Here is a 16,461-nt window from a genome sequence, read left to right on the forward strand (position 1 = left end):
TATATAAAAGAAGAAATGATAGAGGGAAGGGTTTGCTATCGGTCTTGCCATGGATTCAGGAATGATCCCACTCCTGAATCCATGAGGACGGCTACTCCTGCTTTTTCGCAGGATTATAGTTACTCGACTCTTTCATTTCGTTACGGAGCTCCGCATCATGCATAATCCTTAGCACAGGCCGGCTTCCAAGCAGGAGACTTCCGCACAGGTACAGAACCATACCAAAAACTTCTGCAGATGAAAAGAAGTTCAATATACTTCCTGTAACAAAGAAAAGACCGATCAGAAGATCGTTCACCGTGGTGATGAGCCGATATCTTTTTCTGAAATACAACCGGAAACGGCCTGCTTTGACGTCTAAGAAGTCTTTTTTATGTGAAATCTCAGGCTTCATCGGTTACCCTCCTTTAAAAAACTCTCACTCTAGTACCTACCACAACAAAGCGTATTAAAAACGTCCAAAACGTCAAATGGTGCCTGTCACCACCCAAAATTTGTCGTACCCAAAGTACTTTATTGCAAAAAAAAAGCATAGGGAAAAGACCTGAGGATTCGGGGAGTGACAGGCACCTCAAAAGGAGGAATGACAATGATCCGCATCGCAACAATAGCAGCAGCTCTACTCATCCTGTTTGTCTCAGGCTGCAGCAGCCAGGCTCTTCTCAGTGACAATGCTCTCATTGCACAAACACATCTTGAAGGAATGGGATTCAAGGTCCTGTCAATGGATCAAGAAGGGACATACACGGTTACAGAGGAAGACCTGGCTTCCAAACAGCGGGCTCAGCCTCATGAAGAGATCTGGGTGGTTCAGGAACGTGAAGCTGAATCTTTCTATGGTCAAAGGATCATTACCATTACCTTCACGGTTCAGGAGCATCCACTGGACAACGCGTTTGGCATGGGGAAAACAAAGGCAACCGTCATGATTATTGGGGGAGAAGTGATCGGCGGCTGGTCCTATCCGGTTTCAAAGGACAATGACGTAAGCGGTGCACCGTATTATCTGGACGGAAAAGCGCCGGAGTAATGGGGACATGACGGATGTGAATAAAGTATAACCAGGGCGGTTCTCCTAAGCTCTGGTTTTTTTGTGGAAAAGAACGATGCCGGTGTTTTGTCATACGTGCTAAAATATGACAAAAGAGAGAAACGGGGACCGTGTGTGTTTACTTCCATGCTTCCATTTGCAGGCTTTGTATGTCTGCTTGTTTATGCGATGTATGATTTTATAAAAATAAGCATCGAAATTAGGGGAGTGACAGGCACGACAAAACAGGCATCACAAAAAAGCTCCCCCAATAATCAGGGGAGCTCTCGTTATTTCAATGGGAATTCTCTGAACCGTATCGCTTCTGCGAGAGTCGGCTTGATGGACACATGACCGAAAGACAGGCCGAGCTTTACAGTGGCCTGGGCCATTTCAGGTCTCATTCCTGACAGGGTCGTTGAAACGCCGATCAGCTGGAGGGCGTCGATCAGGTTCATCAGCTCTTCAGCCACGTTTTGATCAATTGTTACTACCCCCGACAGGTCCATGAGCAGGTAATTGACACCCTGTGTCGAACAGCGTTCAAGTGTTTTTTCCATAATGATTTTGGATCTGGCAGAATCGATGTCACCTACGATAGGAAGGAGGGCAACCTCTTCATTTAAGGTAATGACCGGGGAGCTTAATTTACTAATCAGTTCCTGCTGTGCTTCTATTCTTTTTTTAGAATAGTTGGTATGCTCTTCGACAAACCAGACAGTAATTTCACTGAACATGCGGTCAAGAACACGGTACCATCTGATAATCTCGTGAATACTGTGGTCATTTTCAACAGTTTCTACAAATTCTTCAATGATTTTCCCGTACTGTTCATGTGTCCGGTTAAACTCTCCCAGAATCAAGTGCAGGGGGGTGTTATGGTGCTCTTCGTCCTGCGCGATCTCATGAACCCATTCTTCGATCTCTTCCAAAAAGGCAGATTCACTTTGAATAAACACCGAAAAAAACCGCTTATGAAACTCATTGTTTTGTCGTTTAATGTTCTGGATAATGTCAGGATCACTTGATGCGTATACACCGTCTGAACTGTTTTTACTGGCCAATTCATACCATTCATCAGTGATCCTGTCTGCATTGTCCATTAAAAACTGATACAAATTATTATTTCTGTGCATGATGGCCTCCCGCTATTACCAATTTATTCTCTAATTTTGATATTACCTTAAAAATACAGGGATGTCGATTGATGATTTCTTAAAATACATGATTCTTTGAGGTGTAGTGAAACCTTCTCCTGGTCCCGCCATAGACAGGTTATACATCAATAGGACGGGAGAGGATCGAGGTACTTGTAGTTGTACTCGGACTGATCGGGGCTGCAGGTTATTGTATTTCTTCAACTGGTTGCCGGGGTACCGTAAAGGCCATATTGTGATTGATTTCGAAGACCGCTATACGGACTTTAAGGAACATAGAAACGCCATACATATAGAGCTTAAACGTGGGGGAGTGATGTAACGTCGGATGGTTGCCGCAGGTTTATTGCAGACGTAGAACCATATCAGTTTTATGAAACAACAGTTAGTATGGGCGGCGTGCCCCTTCAAAGGAACATTTTAAGCCGGAGAAGTAAAAGAACAGGTGCTTGCTAAACGTGTTTTACGAGAGGCGAAAAGCAATGAAAAAAGAAGAAACGATTTTTCTGATGACAGCCGGAGGGATGATGGGATCGGTTCTTTACCGGGGCATCAAAACCTGTATACAGGCATGCCTCTAATGGATGACATGCTGGACGCCGTGTTAATCGGACTGGTGATGGGTATGGCAGGCGGGCTTGCCATGATTGTTTTCGCCAATGAAAAAGCAGAGAAAAAAGAATAAATCAATTCAGAGAGGAAGTGAGTTTTTGAGCCAGGAACAAAGACTAAAAGTCTGGAAGTTAACAGAGTGCAAGGGAATGCTTGTCCTGAGGAATTTATCTTATAACGGAGAAGGGTTTAATTTAGTCATTTCGTGCTTTGATGAAGAGTATGAATATCAATTCACTTATGAAAATTGCGGTCTCGGTCACAGTCCTGTCTGGTCTTTCAGGTTTGTTCCTGATTCAGGAACAGACCATTCGGGAATTCCCTACATTGATGGTGAAAGCCATGAGGTCGTTAAGGAATACCCTTTTTCAAAAATGATCCATTCAAAGTATTTAAAGTGGTTTAATGAAACGGCACCCTTAAATCAGCAAGTTCTTAGCATTGATAGGGTTGAACACCATAGTTACTATACAGCCAATGATCAGATAGAAGTATTAAGTGAATGTGAACCGAAAGTGACTAGATGGGCAAGGGAAGACCTGGAGGAGGTGGAGAGTCGATGATTCATCTAGTTTTCTTTAACAGGAGAACTGACCGGATAAAAAGAAGATCTCCTCAAAAAAATCACCGCTTGTGACACTTTTTGATTTTTAAGTGTTAACAGAGCATTGCAGATATTTCGGCAAACCCCAAGGAATGCACGGCGCGAGTCCGCGGAAGGGGAGCATCTTCCATTCAATAAAGCTGAGATTATTGCTGAATAGGCGCGAGGCCCAAAGGTTTTATTTTCAGGACAGCGTTAAATGTCCACGGTTCACATACACTACGGATAGCTGACAAACGGGAGGAACAAAAATGGACGTAAGGCTTGATATCACATACAAAACCCCAAAGGGACTGGAAACCACCTTCAGCTCCGCAGATATGCGTGTAGAAGAAGCGATTGCCATTGCAGGAGATCTCGAACGGACCGGACGCCTTAAGAACATTACGTTTGTAGACCACCGGGAACAGACGTGGACATTAAAACAGCTCAAGAAACTCGTTGCAGAAATTGAAACAGAGCCCCATCACATTACGGTTTATTTTGACGGCGGATTCGATCTACAGACAAAAGTATCCGGTCTTGGCTGTGCGATCTATTATGAGCAGAACGGGAAATCTTTCCGTTTAAGGAAAAATGCAAAAATGGAGGCTCTGGATTCGAATAACGAAGCGGAATACGCGGCTCTCGACCTGGCTGTCCAAGAGCTGGAAGAGCTCGGCGCCCACCATTTACCCGTTACCTTTACGGGAGATTCCCAAGTGGTCATTAATCAGCTCAGCGGCGAGTGGCCCACAATGGAAAAAGCCCTGAACAGCTGGGCTGACCGGATTGAGGATAAATTAAAGAAACTGGGCATCGATCCGGCCTACGAAGTGGTCTCCCGTAAAAAGAACCAGGAAGCCGATCACCTCGCATCCCAGGCGTTAAACGGAGTGGCAGTGAGGAGTAAGATCGAGCTGGATGGAAAGTCGAAGTAAAAAGTAATGAGAAGGTCTCCCCAAAAGTGTAAGGGGGCACCTTTTACTCATAAAAAGTCATATGGTTCTTTGACTCCCTGTAATAATCCAGTCTGTCCCTGAGGGTTCCCGTATGGAACTCGAACTTATGACCGTCTGGATCGGTAAAGTAGACCGACCTTTTGTCTCGTTCATCTCTCCTGCGTCCCGGAAGGATATTTACCCCCAGCTTCTTCAGTTTTGCCAGCATGAAATCAAAATCATCTTCTTCGATGGAAAAGGCGATATGGGTGTAGGTCTCATTCCTTGGTACATCCGCCTCCTCATTCAGGGCCAACCACATGCCACCCACATCAAAATACGCCGTCTTATTTCCCCTCACAAGAAGATTCCCGTCAAACACGTTTTCGTAAAATGAAATCGACTCGTCCAAGTCCGATACAGAAAATAAAAAATGATTCAGTCCTTTAATCGTCATTTGAAACCTCCTTTAAGATGTCCTTTAATAATCCGGATCTTCTGTTCATACGTCCCGTACCGCTGAAAAAAATGAGGCTTTCCCTTATTTTCAAAATGCCGGTTCCACTTAAACATGCTGCGAAAAACGGCAAACGCAGGTTTATAATGAGACGTTTCCAAACCTAGCTTCTGCCTCATGTATCGCTTGACGATACGATACGTCCGGACCCGATACGGAGGATCCAGAAAAAGAATCACATCAGCCCGCTCAAAACTTTCATCCACCCACAGTTCATTATGTACACCTTCCACGATCCACCGGTCTCCCTGCACAATTTCCCCGAGCCGTTTGATTCGTTCCGCTTCTGAGCGTCTCCGGTCCCCGGACGGATGCCGCTCCCAGACCACATTATCCAGCTCAAAATGTGGAATCCCTGTCTTTTTTGCCAGCTTTTTTGCAAGTGTCGTTTTCCCGCTTCCCACGGACCCGATAATATGAATTTTTCCATAATCAATTATCCGCTGTTCACCATCAGCGGCACAATCCTGCTTTTCTTTGTCCATCGTCAAGGCTCCTTCAACAATTTATATACCATAATATACCACCGTTCTCTCAATCTTTCTGATTTTTCTCCACAAAATCCGCCAATTGAAAAGGGTTTCATAGTATAATCGGGTTTGAATAAACATCTGGAATTTTTATCAGCGGACGAGGAGTGTTGACTGTGAAGGAATTCAAAGAAAGCATGTACAACCTGATTGTTGAAACATCAACAAACTTACCACACGACGTAAGACGGGCGATTGACCGAGCAAAACAAAAAGAGAATGCCGGGACAAGAGCCGCACTGTCGTTAGCAACCATTACACAAAACATCGGTATGGCAGACGACCACGTCCTGCCAATTTGCCAGGACACAGGGATGCTGACGTTTGAAGCAAAAGTCCCTGTCGGCGCCGACCAGATTGAAATGAAAAAGCAGATCCATGAGGCTGTAAGGCAGGCCACAGCCGATGGAAAGCTGCGTCCGAACTCCGTAGACTCACTTACGGGTGAAAACAGCGGGGACAACATCGGCGAAGGTACACCGATTATCCACTTCACCCAGTGGGAAAAAGACGAGATTGACGTCCGCCTCATTATGAAAGGCGGGGGATGTGAAAATAAAAACATTCAGTACAGCCTTCCAGCGGAAATTGAAGGACTCGGCCGCGCTGGTCGTGACCTTGACGGCATCCGTAAATGTATCCTTCACTCTGTCTACCAGGCACAGGGACAAGGCTGCAGCGCCGGCTTTATCGGCGTCGGCATCGGCGGAGACCGCATCTCAAGCTACGCCCTTGCTAAAGAGCAGCTATTCCGTAAAGTGGATGACGTAAATCCGAATGAAAACCTTGCCCATTTGGAGGACTACGTGCTCGAGAAAGCAAATACGCTCGGAATCGGCACAATGGGCTTTGGCGGGGAAGCGACCCTTCTCGGCTGTAAAGTCGGTGCAGGCAACCGTCTGCCTGCAAGCTTTTTCGTATCTGTTGCGTACAACTGCTGGGCGTTCCGCCGTCTCGGTGTGACTCTCGACGCAGAAAACGGTGCGATCCAGAGCTGGCTCTATAAAGACGGAGACAAAGTGACGTTCGCAGAAGAAGAAGTAGCTGCGACTTCAGAGGATCCGATTGAAGAAGCTCCCCGTGAAGTAGTTCTCGAAGCACCTATTACAGAAGAGCAGATTAGAGATCTTAAAGTCGGCGATGTCGTTGTCATCAACGGTATGATGCACACAGGACGGGATGCGATTCACCACCACCTGATGGAGCACGACGCACCGATTGATTTGAACGGCCAGGTCATTTATCACTGTGGTCCAGTTATGTTAAAAGACGGTGACGGCAACTGGCACGTGAAAGCAGCCGGCCCGACAACGAGTATCCGTGAAGAGCCGTACCAGGGAGACATCATGAAAAAGTTCGGTATCCGCGCTGTCATCGGAAAAGGCGGAATGGGTCCGAAAACATTAAAAGCACTGGAAGAACACGGCGGCGTATACTTAAACGCCATCGGCGGAGCCGCCCAGTACTATGCAGACTGTATCAAAGGCGTAGAAGGGGTGGACCTCATGGAATTCGGAATTCCTGAAGCCATGTGGCACCTCCGCGTTGAAGGCTTCCGCGCCATCGTTACGATGGACGCCCACGGAAACAGTCTTCACAGAGATGTGGAAAAAACATCACTGGAGCGCCTCAGCCAGTATAAAGAAAGAGTATATTAAAAAAACAGACCGGCCGCGTGCTCAAGCGCGGCCGGTTTTTGCGTTTGAACAGGTTGGGAGGTTGTTTAAACAGATTAGCCCCCAATCAACCAAATTAGCTGCCCCACATCCAAAAACACCATCCCGCCCCCCCATACATAAAACCCTCTTTCATAACAAAAACTACCCAAAAACCATCCGCAGAAAAGGAGGCGGTTCTTCAATGAACCTAAAAAGAGCGCTCACGGCAACGGTGACGGCAATCCTTCTCACAACCGCCATCGCCACAACTGCACACGCCTACAGTACACAGGTCCACCACTGGAACTTCAAGCCAAAAGAAAACAACGAACCGCCATCCACCGAGCCTCATTATGAAGCGCTCCTCGAAAAATACGGCGGCTTTTATATCGGAGACACGTCCAAAAAAGAAATCTACCTCACCTTTGATAACGGGTACGAAAACGGGTACACCAAAAAGGTGCTCGACGTCCTGAAGGAAAAAGAAGTGCCGGCCACCTTTTTCGTTACCGGCCACTACCTGAACACAGAACGGGAGCTCATCCAGCGCATGCTCAAAGAAGGTCACATCGTCGGAAACCATTCGTATCATCATCCGAGCCTTCCGGAAGTAGACGACGCCCGGGTGAAACGAGAACTGGAAAACCTCAAAGACCTTTACACCGAAGTTACGGGGGACAGCCGGATGCAGTACCTGAGACCACCGAGAGGGACCTTCAGCGAACGCTCACTCGCCCTTTCACAGCAGCTCGGCTACACAAACGTCTTCTGGTCGTTTGCCTACGTGGACTGGGAAGTGAACAGACAAAAAGGCTGGAAATACGCCTATGACTCGATCATGCGCCGCATCCATCCGGGAGCCATCATGCTCCTTCACTCCGTATCCAGCGACAACGCCGAGGCCCTGCCGAAAGTCATCGACGACCTCCGTGCCCAGGGGTACGAATTCAAAAGCCTTGATGACCACGCCTCCCAAAACCAGGTAACCCCGTTTAAAGCAGATTAAAAAAGAGGGCGGCTCATCAGACTGATGAGCCGCCCTCTGAAGCAATGAGCGAAGCCGTTGCCCTCTTTTGAAAACCCTGCACGAATGGCTTTCGCGTGTTTGGGCGAGCAGTGGCGCGGAGCCATTGCCCAATCTACTTTTGCCCCTTTAAAACAACCTCTCACCGTTCATCATGCTCAGTTTGAAAATCCGATTTCCGCCAGACCGGAAGCAATCTCTTCCAACGTCGCCACGTCCGTCACATCAAAAGCAATCGCTTCTTTACTGCGGACAATCAGCACTCCAAGAACGTTCTTGTTCGCGTCCTCAATAGGAAATTTCAGCTCCGCATTCGATTCCCAGCTCAAGTCACGTTCTTCGTCACTGGAAGCCATCAGGCGCGCATCGCCCTCTCCTTCTACGAAATAAACACCTGCCCAGTCGATGTACGGAACATTCTCCACAAGGCAGTCCACCGTCTTTTTCAAAATGTCGTTCAGGCTTTTCTTTTTGTAAATATCAGCCATGATCTCGAGTGATGCTACATCTGTTGCAATAGACACTTGTAATCTCTCCCTCTTTTTTTATCTCAATCCCGAGTGTATCAAACATAGCCCCAAAACCGGGGTGGCAAGTTAAGGAAGACCGGCCGTTATGGTATGATGAAAGGAGTAACGAAAGGCGGTGCGCCAATGGATACAACCGTTCAGCTTGAAGGACCTTACAATTTTGACCAGTCGTTGAAACGATTGGCATTCGACCCCCTCAACAGCCTCGACCGTGAAAAAAGAACGCTGAAAATGCCTATACTGATAAAAGGAAAACCTGTCGTCGTGACCCTCAGGGCAACCGGCACTACAGAAAAACCAACTTTTCACCTCACCGCCGACGCAAACGGGGACAAAGATGCTATACTAACGAGGGTTTATGAAATCATGCACTTCGACGTGCCTTTAAAGCGCATGACCGGACACTACGAAAACACCGATCTTTACCCGCTCATGAAACAAAGCGAAGGCGTCCCGTTCATCACCGACTTCCAGCTCTACGGCTGCCTCATGAAAACGATCATCCACCAGCAGCTGAACATGGCATTTGCCACGACCCTGACCGAACGATTCGTCAAAACCTACGGCACTCAAAAAGAGGGCGCCTGGTTTTACCCGGACCCCGAGACCGTAAGCGGCCTGGACGTTCAACAGTTAAGGGAACTGCAATTCAGCGGAAGAAAAGCGGAGTACGTTATCCAGACATCAGAGAAAATCGCAGCGGGCCACCTCGACCTGGATGGTCTTCGTCCGGAATCAGAAGAACGGATCGTCGAAAAGCTGACCGCCCTTCGTGGCATTGGCCGCTGGACATCAGAGAATTTCATGATGTTCGGGCTCGGAAGAATGGATCTGTTTCCGGCACAGGACATCGGTGTCCAAAACGCATTAAAACAGTTTTATCATTTAGACCAAAAACCGTCCCTCGACTGGATGGAGAAAAAATCAGCAGACTGGAAGCCGTACCGGAGCTACGTGACACTGTATTTGTGGAACAGCCTGGAGAACGGCATCGTCTGAACGGAGGAATTTTGTAGATGCAAAAGCAGTACAACAAAAAACAAACGGAATTAAACATGAAGGTGGGACAGCGTTTCCCCCTTACCATAAAACGTCTCGGCATTGACGGAGAAGGAGTCGGCTATTTTAAACGCCAGGTCGTCTTCGTCCGCGGCGCATTGCCCGGGGAAGAAATTGTGTGCGAAGTCACAAAAGTTCACCGAAAGTTTGCCGAAGGGAAAATCCGTAAAATCCGAAAGCCATCGGATCAGCGGACAGAAGCCCCGTGCGTGTACTACGACCGCTGTGGCGGCTGCCAGCTTCAGCACCTTACGTACGAAGGGCAGCTTCAGGAGAAAAAGGACATTGTCCGCCAGGCGTTTGAGCGCTATACAAAAATTAACCTCGATAAGCTTTCATTTGGCGACACAGTTGGCATGGAAGACCCATGGCGCTACCGGAACAAAAGCCAGATGCAGGTGGGGAACGCCGATGACAGCCTGATTACCGGCCTTTTCCAGACCGAAAGCCACCACCTGATCGATATCGAAAAATGTATCGTACAGCATCCGAAAACCGATGAAGTCACCCGTACGGTTAAGAAGATTCTCGAAGAACTGAACATCCCGGCCTACAACGAAAGAAAGCGAAAAGGAATCGTCCGCACCATCGTCACCCGTGTCGGTTTTGAAACGGGAGAAGTCCAGCTCGTGCTTGTCACCGCAACGAGAGACCTGCCTAAAGCAGACTTAATCGTCCAGCGCGTCAACCAGCGCCTGCCGTTTATTAAGTCCATCGTTCAAAACGTAAACTCACGGAAAACGTCCGTCATTTTCGGAGACGAAACCCGTGTCCTTGACGGGAAGGAAAAAATCCGCGAAACTCTGGGAGAACTGAATTTTAATCTGTCGGCTCAGGCGTTCTTCCAGCTCAATCCGATCCAGACCCGGAAGCTTTATGACCTGGCAAAAGAAGCAGCCCGGCTTACCGGACAGGAGAAAGTGGCAGATGCCTACTGCGGAGTCGGAACGATCGGACTCTGGCTCGCTGACGGAGCGAAGGAGCTGCGGGGGGTGGACGTGACGCAGGCGTCCATTGATGACGCCCGAATCAATGCCGAACAGCTCGGCTTTGACCACGCAGAATTTGAAACAGGAAAAGCAGAAGATGTCCTTCCGCGTTGGGCAAAAGAAGGCTGGAAACCCGATGTTCTTGTCGTCGATCCACCACGAAGCGGGCTTGACGAAAGCCTCTTGAACACCATCGGCCGCGTGAAGCCGAAACGTCTCGTGTATGTATCCTGTAACCCATCCACCCTGGCGAAAAACACAAACGAGCTAGTCCAATCAGGCTATAAGCTCGACTCCCTCCAGCCGGTGGACATGTTCCCCCAAACCGCACAGGTGGAATGTGTCGCGAGGTTTGTTTTACAGAAGTAAAAGAAAAAAGGGCACCTTGCAACCCAGGGTGTCTTTTCCTTTTCCTTTACATAGCAAGGAACTAAAGTTATCTGTGTCCAAAGTATCAATATAGGGTAAAATGGAACTAGAAGCTTGTTTGTACGGAGGGCGATCAAAATGAACAATATAAGGATAGTGCTGGCAGGCGTACTTCTTTTTGTGCTTGCTGCATGCAGTGACGATCCGCTCATCGAGGAACCGGAATCCGCAGGCACCGGCGAGCGGATTAACGTGAGAATGCTGTTTGATGACGACATTCAGCCAAACGAAGAGACAACGCTGCGCGTAGAGGTAAAGCAGGCCGGGGAAGAGGTAGACGATGCAGATGAGGTGATGTTTGAGATCTGGCCCCACGGCAGAAGCTATGAAAGCACCGAACTTGAAGCCGAGCACGAGGGCGGTGGGATCTATGCAAGCAGCTTTACCTTTGATGAAGAAAACCTTTTTTACATCCAGCCCAGGGTCACGGCAAGAGACCGTCAGTCTGTAATGTTGAGCGAATTGATCGTAGGAGACTTTTTGATCCGCTCCGGTAACCAGGGAAATAATGAGGCAGAAGTTCCTGAAGAGCTCATCGCCTTCTTCGGAGCAAACGATGAACTCTATGCAGGAGAACCCGCCATGTTAACAGTACAGGTAAACTGGGAGGACGAGCCGTGGACGAACGGAGAGGTGCTGTTTGACCTCTGGCAGAACGGAGAAGAGCCCGATACCCTGAAAACAAGGGAAGTTGAGCCGGGCACCTACGAACTGGAACACACGTTTGAAACGAGCGGAAAGTATCACATCATGATTCACTTCCACGACGAAACGGAAGAACTCGACGCCCATATCGAGGACAAACTCGAAGTCTTCGAACCCCAGCCGAAACAATAAAGCTATCCCCCGCCGGGGATGGCTTTATTTTTCGTTCCCTAAGACAGAAAATGTGAACCTATTCACAAAGGGTCAGACCCTCTGATCTGGAGTTCACATACGGAAAGAGGTTGAACTTCTTGTATATACAAGTTATAATTCAATTGAATTCCAATGCGGTGAGTCCTGTTTGAACACGGTTTCAAATGGCGCTCATTTGGGGAACATGTAAGAGACCGACTTGATGGAGGAGTGCATAGATTATGCCTAAAAATGAATGGTGGAGAAAATCCGTCGTTTACCAAATTTATCCGAAGAGTTTTAACGACACGATGGGTAACGGTGTCGGTGATTTGGAAGGAATCATTGAAAAGCTGGACTACTTAAAAGACCTAGGAGTGGACGTGATCTGGCTCACGCCGATCTATAAGTCACCACAAAAAGACAACGGCTACGACATTAGCGACTATTTCAGCATCCATGAAGAGTACGGCACGATGGAAGACTTTGACCGCCTCTTAGCTGAAGCACATAAACGGGACTTAAAAATCATCATGGATATTGTGGTCAACCACACATCCACCGAGCACGCCTGGTTTAAACAGTCCGCTGAATCAAAGGATAACGAGTACCGCGACTTCTACATCTGGAAAGACCCGGTGGACGGAGCCGAGCCGACGAACTGGCAGTCAAAATTCGGCGGCAACGCGTGGAAGTACGATGAAAAAACAGGGCAGTACTACCTGCACCTGTTTGACGTCACCCAGGCAGACCTAAACTGGGAAAACGAAGAAGTCCGGGAAAAAGTGTACGACATGATGCGCTACTGGTTTGATAAAGGCGTGGACGGCTTCCGCCTCGATGTCATCAACCTCATTTCAAAAGACCAGTCATTCCCGAACGATGACGGCTCGGTAGCTCCTGGGGATGGCCGGAAATTTTACACAGACGGTCCCCGCGTCCACGAGTTTATGCAGGAAATGAACAAGGAAGTATTCTCAAAATACGACGTTCTCACCGTCGGGGAAATGAGTTCCACGACGATTGACAACTGTATCAAATACACACGCCCTGACCGCAACGAGCTCAGCATGACATTCAACTTCCACCATTTAAAAGTGGACTACCCGAACGGAGAAAAGTGGACCGCTGCGGACTTTGACTTCATTCAGCTGAAGCAGATTCTCTCCGAATGGCAGGAAGCGATGCACGAAGGCGGCGGCTGGAACGCCCTGTTCTGGTGCAACCACGACCAGCCCCGTGTTGTCAGCCGCTTCGGTAATGACGGTAAGTACCACAGCGAATCGGCAAAAATGCTTGCCACAACGGTACACATGATGCAGGGAACGCCTTATATTTATCAAGGCGAGGAGTTCGGCATGACCAATCCGAATTTTGACAGCATCGACGAATACCGCGATGTAGAATCCCTGAATATTTATGATTTAAAACGAAAAGAGGGCATGAGCGAGGACGAACTTATGGCTGCGATCAAGCAGAAATCCCGTGACAACTCCCGTACACCGGTGCAGTGGGATGACAGCGAAAACGCAGGATTCACCACAGGCACACCGTGGATCGGTATTCCGGAAAACTACAAGCGGATCAACGCAAAAGACGCAGCAGCAAACCCGGACAGCGTATACCACCACTACCGCAAGCTGATTGAGCTGCGTAAAACCCATGACATCATCACCCACGGAAGCTACAAGCTACTTATGGAAAATGATAAGCAGCTTTTTGCCTATGTACGTGAACACGGAGACGAACGCCTTCTTGTGGTAAACAACTTCTACGAGGAAGAAGCAACGTTTGAATCCCCGGTTAACGTGGATGGCTGCGAGTCGGAAGTCCTTCTCTCAAATTACGACGACTCCGGCAGCGATCCATCCTCTGTTACCCTCAGACCATACGAGTCTGTCGTTTATCATTTGAAAAAAGCGTGATACACTTAACTTAAATTCCAAAAAGTTCCGGCGGAATCCCGCCGGACTTTTTGGCTACTTTCTTAAAGCGGTGATGACAATGCAGAATAAATTTATGAAGATTTACCATGACATAGCAGACAAAATCCAGGAGGGAACCTTCTCCCCGCAGTCCAAGCTCCCGTCGGAACACGACCTTATGGAGAAGTATAATACCAGCCGTGAAACCATCCGCAAGGCTCTGAACATGCTTGCCCAGAATGGCTTTATTCAAAAAGTACAAGGGAAAGGCTCGATTGTTCTTGACGCACGTAAGTTTGATTTTCCCATCAGCGGACTTGTGAGCTTTAAAGAACTGGCCAAAAAAATCGGCAGCAATAATAAGACTTACGTGAAGAAACTAGATCTGATCAAACCTGACTCATACATACAGGAACAGCTCAAAGTAAAAGAGGATGCCAAGGTATGGGAGGTTCACCGTGTCCGGGAAATCGACGGTGAAAACGTAATTTTAGATAAAGACTTTTTCAGTAAAGTCTATATCGACCACCTGACCGCAGAAATCTGTGCCAATTCCATTTACGAATATATTGAAAGCGATCTCAACATGACGATCAGCTTCGCCAAAAAAGAAATCACTGTTGTGGAGCCGACCGAGGAGGACAGGGAGCTTCTCGATCTCGAAGGCTTCTCCAACATTGTTGTGGTAAAAAACTACGTGTACTTCGATGATGCAAGCCTCTTTCAGTACACCGAATCCCGCCACCGCCCGGACAAATTCCGATTCGTGGACTTTGCAAGACGGACACACGGATAAAAAAAGAGCGTCTCAGGAGAGTGAAAAGCTTCTCCTCAGACGCTCTTTTTAAGTATATTAATAGAGCAAGTGGTGAACAAAAGGTCGATGAACAACCCGCCCAAAGTGATGAACAATGCCAAAGCCACTCCCCCGCGTCAACCCAAAACAAAAAGCAGCCCGCAATCCCGGGCTGCCCTAACTACAAGATCATCCTGTTTTTTTACTCTTAAGCGCTGCTACAATCGAGTGGCGGATCGCTTTGTCGTGCACCGTGTCATTGAGCCACGCCTTCGGACTCGATTTACGGTCCTGTTTGACCCGCTTGAAGAGGATACTCAATACAAGCTTCAATACACTCGAGTAGTGAATGTGATCAATCTTTCTTGCCAGAGTCAGGACGCTCTCAATCAGCGGCGTATCGTCAAGAGAGACACTCTCACACGTATTAATAAGAAGCTGTTTCACAATTTTCGTTTCATTGTATTCAAGGTAGTAATCCGTCACTTGGGGAAGGAGGTTAGGGTACTTTTCCATAACAAACCCAAGCTGCGGTACAAAGTGATCATAACGGTGGGAGACGAGAAAGTCGAATGATTTGTTGGCATTTGCCTGGCGAATCGCTTCAGACAAGGCTTCGTTAATCAGAGATTCTTCACTTTTCCCATCTGTCTTTTGAAGCGTGAGTAATCGGGAAGGCCATTGATTCTTGATGTCTTCCAAATGCTCATCAACGAGATGCTTCATGATGTTTTCGTTTTTCATTTTTGCTTCGGACTCGGGCTTCAGAGCATCCCGGAGGTCGTCCTGCGTCACGCGGTACTGTTTTTTTCGCTGAACAATCTCTTCATAGGTTTCAACTGCATTTGTGGATGCCTGGTTGGACTTTTTGGAGAGGTAAAAGGAGTCAAGGAATGCGCCCTCATCGGACAAGACGGCAAAAATCACCGGAGTATCCTGGTCGAATAGTAAGCAGTGAGTTTTCTTTTTTCCTACGTGTTCTTCGTAGCGGACCACATAAAATTTTGCATCCGGTCCGTCAATAAACACTTTCTTTCCTAAATAGCTTGGTGGCAGGTTTTTCATATAGGCTCACCTTTCCTTTCGTTTATCCGGGCATTTGCCGGGGGAGTATCGGTGTATAAGGTGTTCCTGAACGCTGCGTATTCACTTAATCTCTTCGGATTACTAAATATACGATCAATCCCAGAATCGGAAAGAATAGTGTGGCGATTAATACAAGCAAACTGTACTCTTTACTGTTGCCGTTTCTCAGGGCATCTCTGTACGCCCAGATGCTTGTAATGATATTAAGTAAAAAGATGAAGAGGATAACAAGGATGGGGATGAGAAAGAATGATAAATCTGTCAGCTGGAATTGTTGATATGACACAAAGATTCAACCTCCTGCTAAACAATGTCTATCTTCATTGTACATCTAATTGCTCATAAAGGATAGGGATGGCAAAAAAAAAGAAGATGACTCATAGCATGAATCATCTCCTTTTTCTCTACACGTTATCTGTATTGGCGCGGTTTCTCTGGTCGGCCTCGGCCGCGCGTTCCATCGCTTCTTTATCCTCGGCATCAGCGATCTCCTCGGAATATTCCACGATCTCATTGTCCTGTGACTGACGGGCCATCTCTTCCATTTCTGCCTGCTGCTTCTTCTTATCACGCTGTTGCTGGTCCTGGTTCATTTGTGTATACCTCCTCTGGATGTCAGGGTGTTACCTTGGGGTGCGGTCTCGCATGGCAGCTCGGTCCGCAGCTTTAAACTCACTCGTAAAAGCCATTCGCTGTGCTTTACTCATGGTGCTGCGCTCCTCTTTTGCCTGGCGCTTCTTGCTCTCCATCTGCAATCA

General features: G+C 47.7%; 20 protein-coding genes. 11 read left to right on the forward strand and 9 right to left on the reverse strand.

What is annotated here, in order from left to right:
- Positions 1–91 precede the first annotated feature (91 nt).
- The gene (locus tag JSY36_RS18410; protein ID WP_205167501.1) at positions 92–394 is read right to left on the reverse strand and encodes a YrhK family protein; all 303 of its coding nucleotides are present in this window, start codon (positions 392–394) and stop codon (positions 92–94) included.
- 195 nt (positions 395–589) lie between these two features.
- On the opposite strand from JSY36_RS18410, the gene JSY36_RS18415 reads away from it, so the two are divergent.
- Positions 590–1,030, forward strand: coding sequence for a hypothetical protein (locus tag JSY36_RS18415; protein WP_205167502.1), 441 nt, complete (start codon positions 590–592; stop codon positions 1,028–1,030).
- Between the two features lie 290 nt (positions 1,031–1,320).
- Here the strand turns inward: JSY36_RS18415 and JSY36_RS18420 are convergent, their stop codons facing one another.
- The gene (locus JSY36_RS18420; protein ID WP_205167503.1) at positions 1,321–2,166 is read right to left on the reverse strand and encodes an STAS domain-containing protein; all 846 of its coding nucleotides are present in this window, start codon (positions 2,164–2,166) and stop codon (positions 1,321–1,323) included.
- A 466-nt stretch (positions 2,167–2,632) separates the two neighbouring features.
- Here JSY36_RS18420 and JSY36_RS18425 point away from each other — a divergent pair, with 466 nt between their 5' ends.
- The 3 genes from JSY36_RS18425 to JSY36_RS18435 all read left to right on the forward strand — a co-directional run bounded on the left by JSY36_RS18425 (position 2,633) and on the right by JSY36_RS18435 (position 4,323).
- Positions 2,633–2,872 (forward strand): hypothetical protein, encoded by a 240-nt coding sequence (locus JSY36_RS18425; protein ID WP_205167504.1) that lies wholly within the window; start codon positions 2,633–2,635, stop codon positions 2,870–2,872.
- A 25-nt stretch (positions 2,873–2,897) separates the two neighbouring features.
- Positions 2,898–3,362: a hypothetical protein gene (locus JSY36_RS18430; protein WP_205167505.1), complete on the forward strand. Its 465-nt coding sequence runs from the start codon at positions 2,898–2,900 to the stop codon at positions 3,360–3,362.
- A 292-nt stretch (positions 3,363–3,654) separates the two neighbouring features.
- The gene (locus tag JSY36_RS18435) at positions 3,655–4,323 is read left to right on the forward strand and encodes a ribonuclease H family protein (protein ID WP_205167506.1); all 669 of its coding nucleotides are present in this window, start codon (positions 3,655–3,657) and stop codon (positions 4,321–4,323) included.
- A gap of 43 nt (positions 4,324–4,366) precedes the next feature.
- Here the strand turns inward: JSY36_RS18435 and fosB are convergent, their stop codons facing one another.
- Positions 4,367–4,780, reverse strand: a complete 414-nt coding sequence (gene fosB / locus JSY36_RS18440) for a metallothiol transferase FosB (protein WP_205167507.1) — start codon at positions 4,778–4,780, stop codon at positions 4,367–4,369.
- Positions 4,777–5,325, reverse strand: coding sequence for an AAA family ATPase (locus JSY36_RS18445; protein WP_205167508.1), 549 nt, complete (start codon positions 5,323–5,325; stop codon positions 4,777–4,779). Before JSY36_RS18445 ends, fosB begins: the two co-directional genes overlap by 4 nt.
- 182 nt (positions 5,326–5,507) lie before the next feature.
- Here JSY36_RS18445 and JSY36_RS18450 point away from each other — a divergent pair, with 182 nt between their 5' ends.
- Together JSY36_RS18450 and pdaA are read left to right on the forward strand one after the other, a co-directional pair.
- Positions 5,508–7,028 (forward strand): fumarate hydratase, encoded by a 1,521-nt coding sequence (locus tag JSY36_RS18450; protein ID WP_236785162.1) that lies wholly within the window; start codon positions 5,508–5,510, stop codon positions 7,026–7,028.
- Positions 7,029–7,230: 202 nt separating this feature from the next.
- Positions 7,231–8,034 carry a delta-lactam-biosynthetic de-N-acetylase gene (gene pdaA / locus JSY36_RS18455; protein ID WP_205167510.1) on the forward strand — a complete coding sequence of 268 codons (804 nt, stop codon included), beginning with the start codon at positions 7,231–7,233 and terminating at the stop codon, positions 8,032–8,034.
- 176 nt (positions 8,035–8,210) lie between these two features.
- Here the strand turns inward: pdaA and JSY36_RS18460 are convergent, their stop codons facing one another.
- Positions 8,211–8,576, reverse strand: coding sequence for a GAF domain-containing protein (locus JSY36_RS18460; protein ID WP_122901260.1), 366 nt, complete (start codon positions 8,574–8,576; stop codon positions 8,211–8,213).
- 129 nt (positions 8,577–8,705) lie between these two features.
- On the opposite strand from JSY36_RS18460, the gene JSY36_RS18465 reads away from it, so the two are divergent.
- From JSY36_RS18465 to treR, 5 genes are all read left to right on the forward strand, one after another.
- Complete coding sequence (locus JSY36_RS18465) at positions 8,706–9,581, forward strand: DNA-3-methyladenine glycosylase family protein (protein ID WP_205167511.1); 876 nt, start codon at positions 8,706–8,708, stop codon at positions 9,579–9,581.
- Positions 9,582–9,598: 17 nt separating this feature from the next.
- A complete protein-coding gene (rlmD, locus tag JSY36_RS18470) occupies positions 9,599–10,999 on the forward strand; it encodes a 23S rRNA (uracil(1939)-C(5))-methyltransferase RlmD (protein ID WP_122901262.1) in 1,401 nt (466 codons plus the stop codon).
- A gap of 138 nt (positions 11,000–11,137) precedes the next feature.
- On the forward strand, positions 11,138–11,896 hold the full coding sequence (locus tag JSY36_RS18475; RefSeq protein WP_122901264.1) for a FixH family protein: 759 nt from the start codon (positions 11,138–11,140) through the stop codon (positions 11,894–11,896).
- Between the two features lie 242 nt (positions 11,897–12,138).
- Positions 12,139–13,821, forward strand: a complete 1,683-nt coding sequence (gene treC, locus JSY36_RS18480) for an alpha,alpha-phosphotrehalase (protein ID WP_205167512.1) — start codon at positions 12,139–12,141, stop codon at positions 13,819–13,821.
- 79 nt (positions 13,822–13,900) lie between these two features.
- Positions 13,901–14,617, forward strand: a complete 717-nt coding sequence (gene treR, locus JSY36_RS18485) for a trehalose operon repressor (protein ID WP_205167513.1) — start codon at positions 13,901–13,903, stop codon at positions 14,615–14,617.
- Between the two features lie 189 nt (positions 14,618–14,806).
- On the opposite strand, the gene JSY36_RS18490 is transcribed toward treR, so the two are convergent.
- From JSY36_RS18490 to JSY36_RS18505, 4 genes are all read right to left on the reverse strand, one after another.
- Positions 14,807–15,682 (reverse strand): hypothetical protein, encoded by an 876-nt coding sequence (locus tag JSY36_RS18490; protein ID WP_205167514.1) that lies wholly within the window; start codon positions 15,680–15,682, stop codon positions 14,807–14,809.
- Between the two features lie 85 nt (positions 15,683–15,767).
- On the reverse strand, positions 15,768–15,944 hold the full coding sequence (locus JSY36_RS18495) for a PLDc N-terminal domain-containing protein (protein ID WP_419466052.1): 177 nt from the start codon (positions 15,942–15,944) through the stop codon (positions 15,768–15,770).
- Positions 15,945–16,107: 163 nt separating this feature from the next.
- Positions 16,108–16,296, reverse strand: a complete 189-nt coding sequence (locus tag JSY36_RS18500; protein ID WP_122901272.1) for a YfhD family protein — start codon at positions 16,294–16,296, stop codon at positions 16,108–16,110.
- Between the two features lie 30 nt (positions 16,297–16,326).
- Positions 16,327–16,452, reverse strand: coding sequence for a YfhE family protein (locus JSY36_RS18505; protein WP_122901274.1), 126 nt, complete (start codon positions 16,450–16,452; stop codon positions 16,327–16,329).
- Between the last annotated feature and the right edge of the window lie 9 nt (positions 16,453–16,461).

It is taken from the genome of Alteribacter salitolerans (assembly GCF_016901055.1).
Taxonomy (GTDB): domain Bacteria; phylum Bacillota; class Bacilli; order Bacillales; family Salisediminibacteriaceae; genus Alteribacter; species Alteribacter keqinensis.

Bases quoted from the DNA above. Each gene is read 5' to 3' on its own strand.
- JSY36_RS18410 (WP_205167501.1), bottom strand. From the start codon at position 394: ATGAAGCCTGAGATTTCACATAAAAAAGACTTCTTAGACGTCAAAGCA.
- JSY36_RS18415 (WP_205167502.1), top strand. From the start codon at position 590: ATGATCCGCATCGCAACAATAGCAGCAGCTCTACTCATCCTGTTTGTC.
- JSY36_RS18420 (WP_205167503.1), bottom strand. From the start codon at position 2,166: ATGCACAGAAATAATAATTTGTATCAGTTTTTAATGGACAATGCAGAC.
- JSY36_RS18435 (WP_205167506.1), top strand. From the start codon at position 3,655: ATGGACGTAAGGCTTGATATCACATACAAAACCCCAAAGGGACTGGAA.
- fosB (WP_205167507.1), bottom strand. From the start codon at position 4,780: ATGACGATTAAAGGACTGAATCATTTTTTATTTTCTGTATCGGACTTG.
- JSY36_RS18445 (WP_205167508.1), bottom strand. From the start codon at position 5,325: ATGGACAAAGAAAAGCAGGATTGTGCCGCTGATGGTGAACAGCGGATA.
- JSY36_RS18450 (WP_236785162.1), top strand. From the start codon at position 5,508: ATGTACAACCTGATTGTTGAAACATCAACAAACTTACCACACGACGTA.
- pdaA (WP_205167510.1), top strand. From the start codon at position 7,231: ATGAACCTAAAAAGAGCGCTCACGGCAACGGTGACGGCAATCCTTCTC.
- JSY36_RS18465 (WP_205167511.1), top strand. From the start codon at position 8,706: ATGGATACAACCGTTCAGCTTGAAGGACCTTACAATTTTGACCAGTCG.
- rlmD (WP_122901262.1), top strand. From the start codon at position 9,599: ATGCAAAAGCAGTACAACAAAAAACAAACGGAATTAAACATGAAGGTG.
- JSY36_RS18475 (WP_122901264.1), top strand. From the start codon at position 11,138: ATGAACAATATAAGGATAGTGCTGGCAGGCGTACTTCTTTTTGTGCTT.
- treC (WP_205167512.1), top strand. From the start codon at position 12,139: ATGCCTAAAAATGAATGGTGGAGAAAATCCGTCGTTTACCAAATTTAT.
- treR (WP_205167513.1), top strand. From the start codon at position 13,901: ATGCAGAATAAATTTATGAAGATTTACCATGACATAGCAGACAAAATC.
- JSY36_RS18490 (WP_205167514.1), bottom strand. From the start codon at position 15,682: ATGAAAAACCTGCCACCAAGCTATTTAGGAAAGAAAGTGTTTATTGAC.
- JSY36_RS18500 (WP_122901272.1), bottom strand. From the start codon at position 16,296: ATGAACCAGGACCAGCAACAGCGTGATAAGAAGAAGCAGCAGGCAGAA.
- JSY36_RS18505 (WP_122901274.1), bottom strand. From the start codon at position 16,452: ATGGAGAGCAAGAAGCGCCAGGCAAAAGAGGAGCGCAGCACCATGAGT.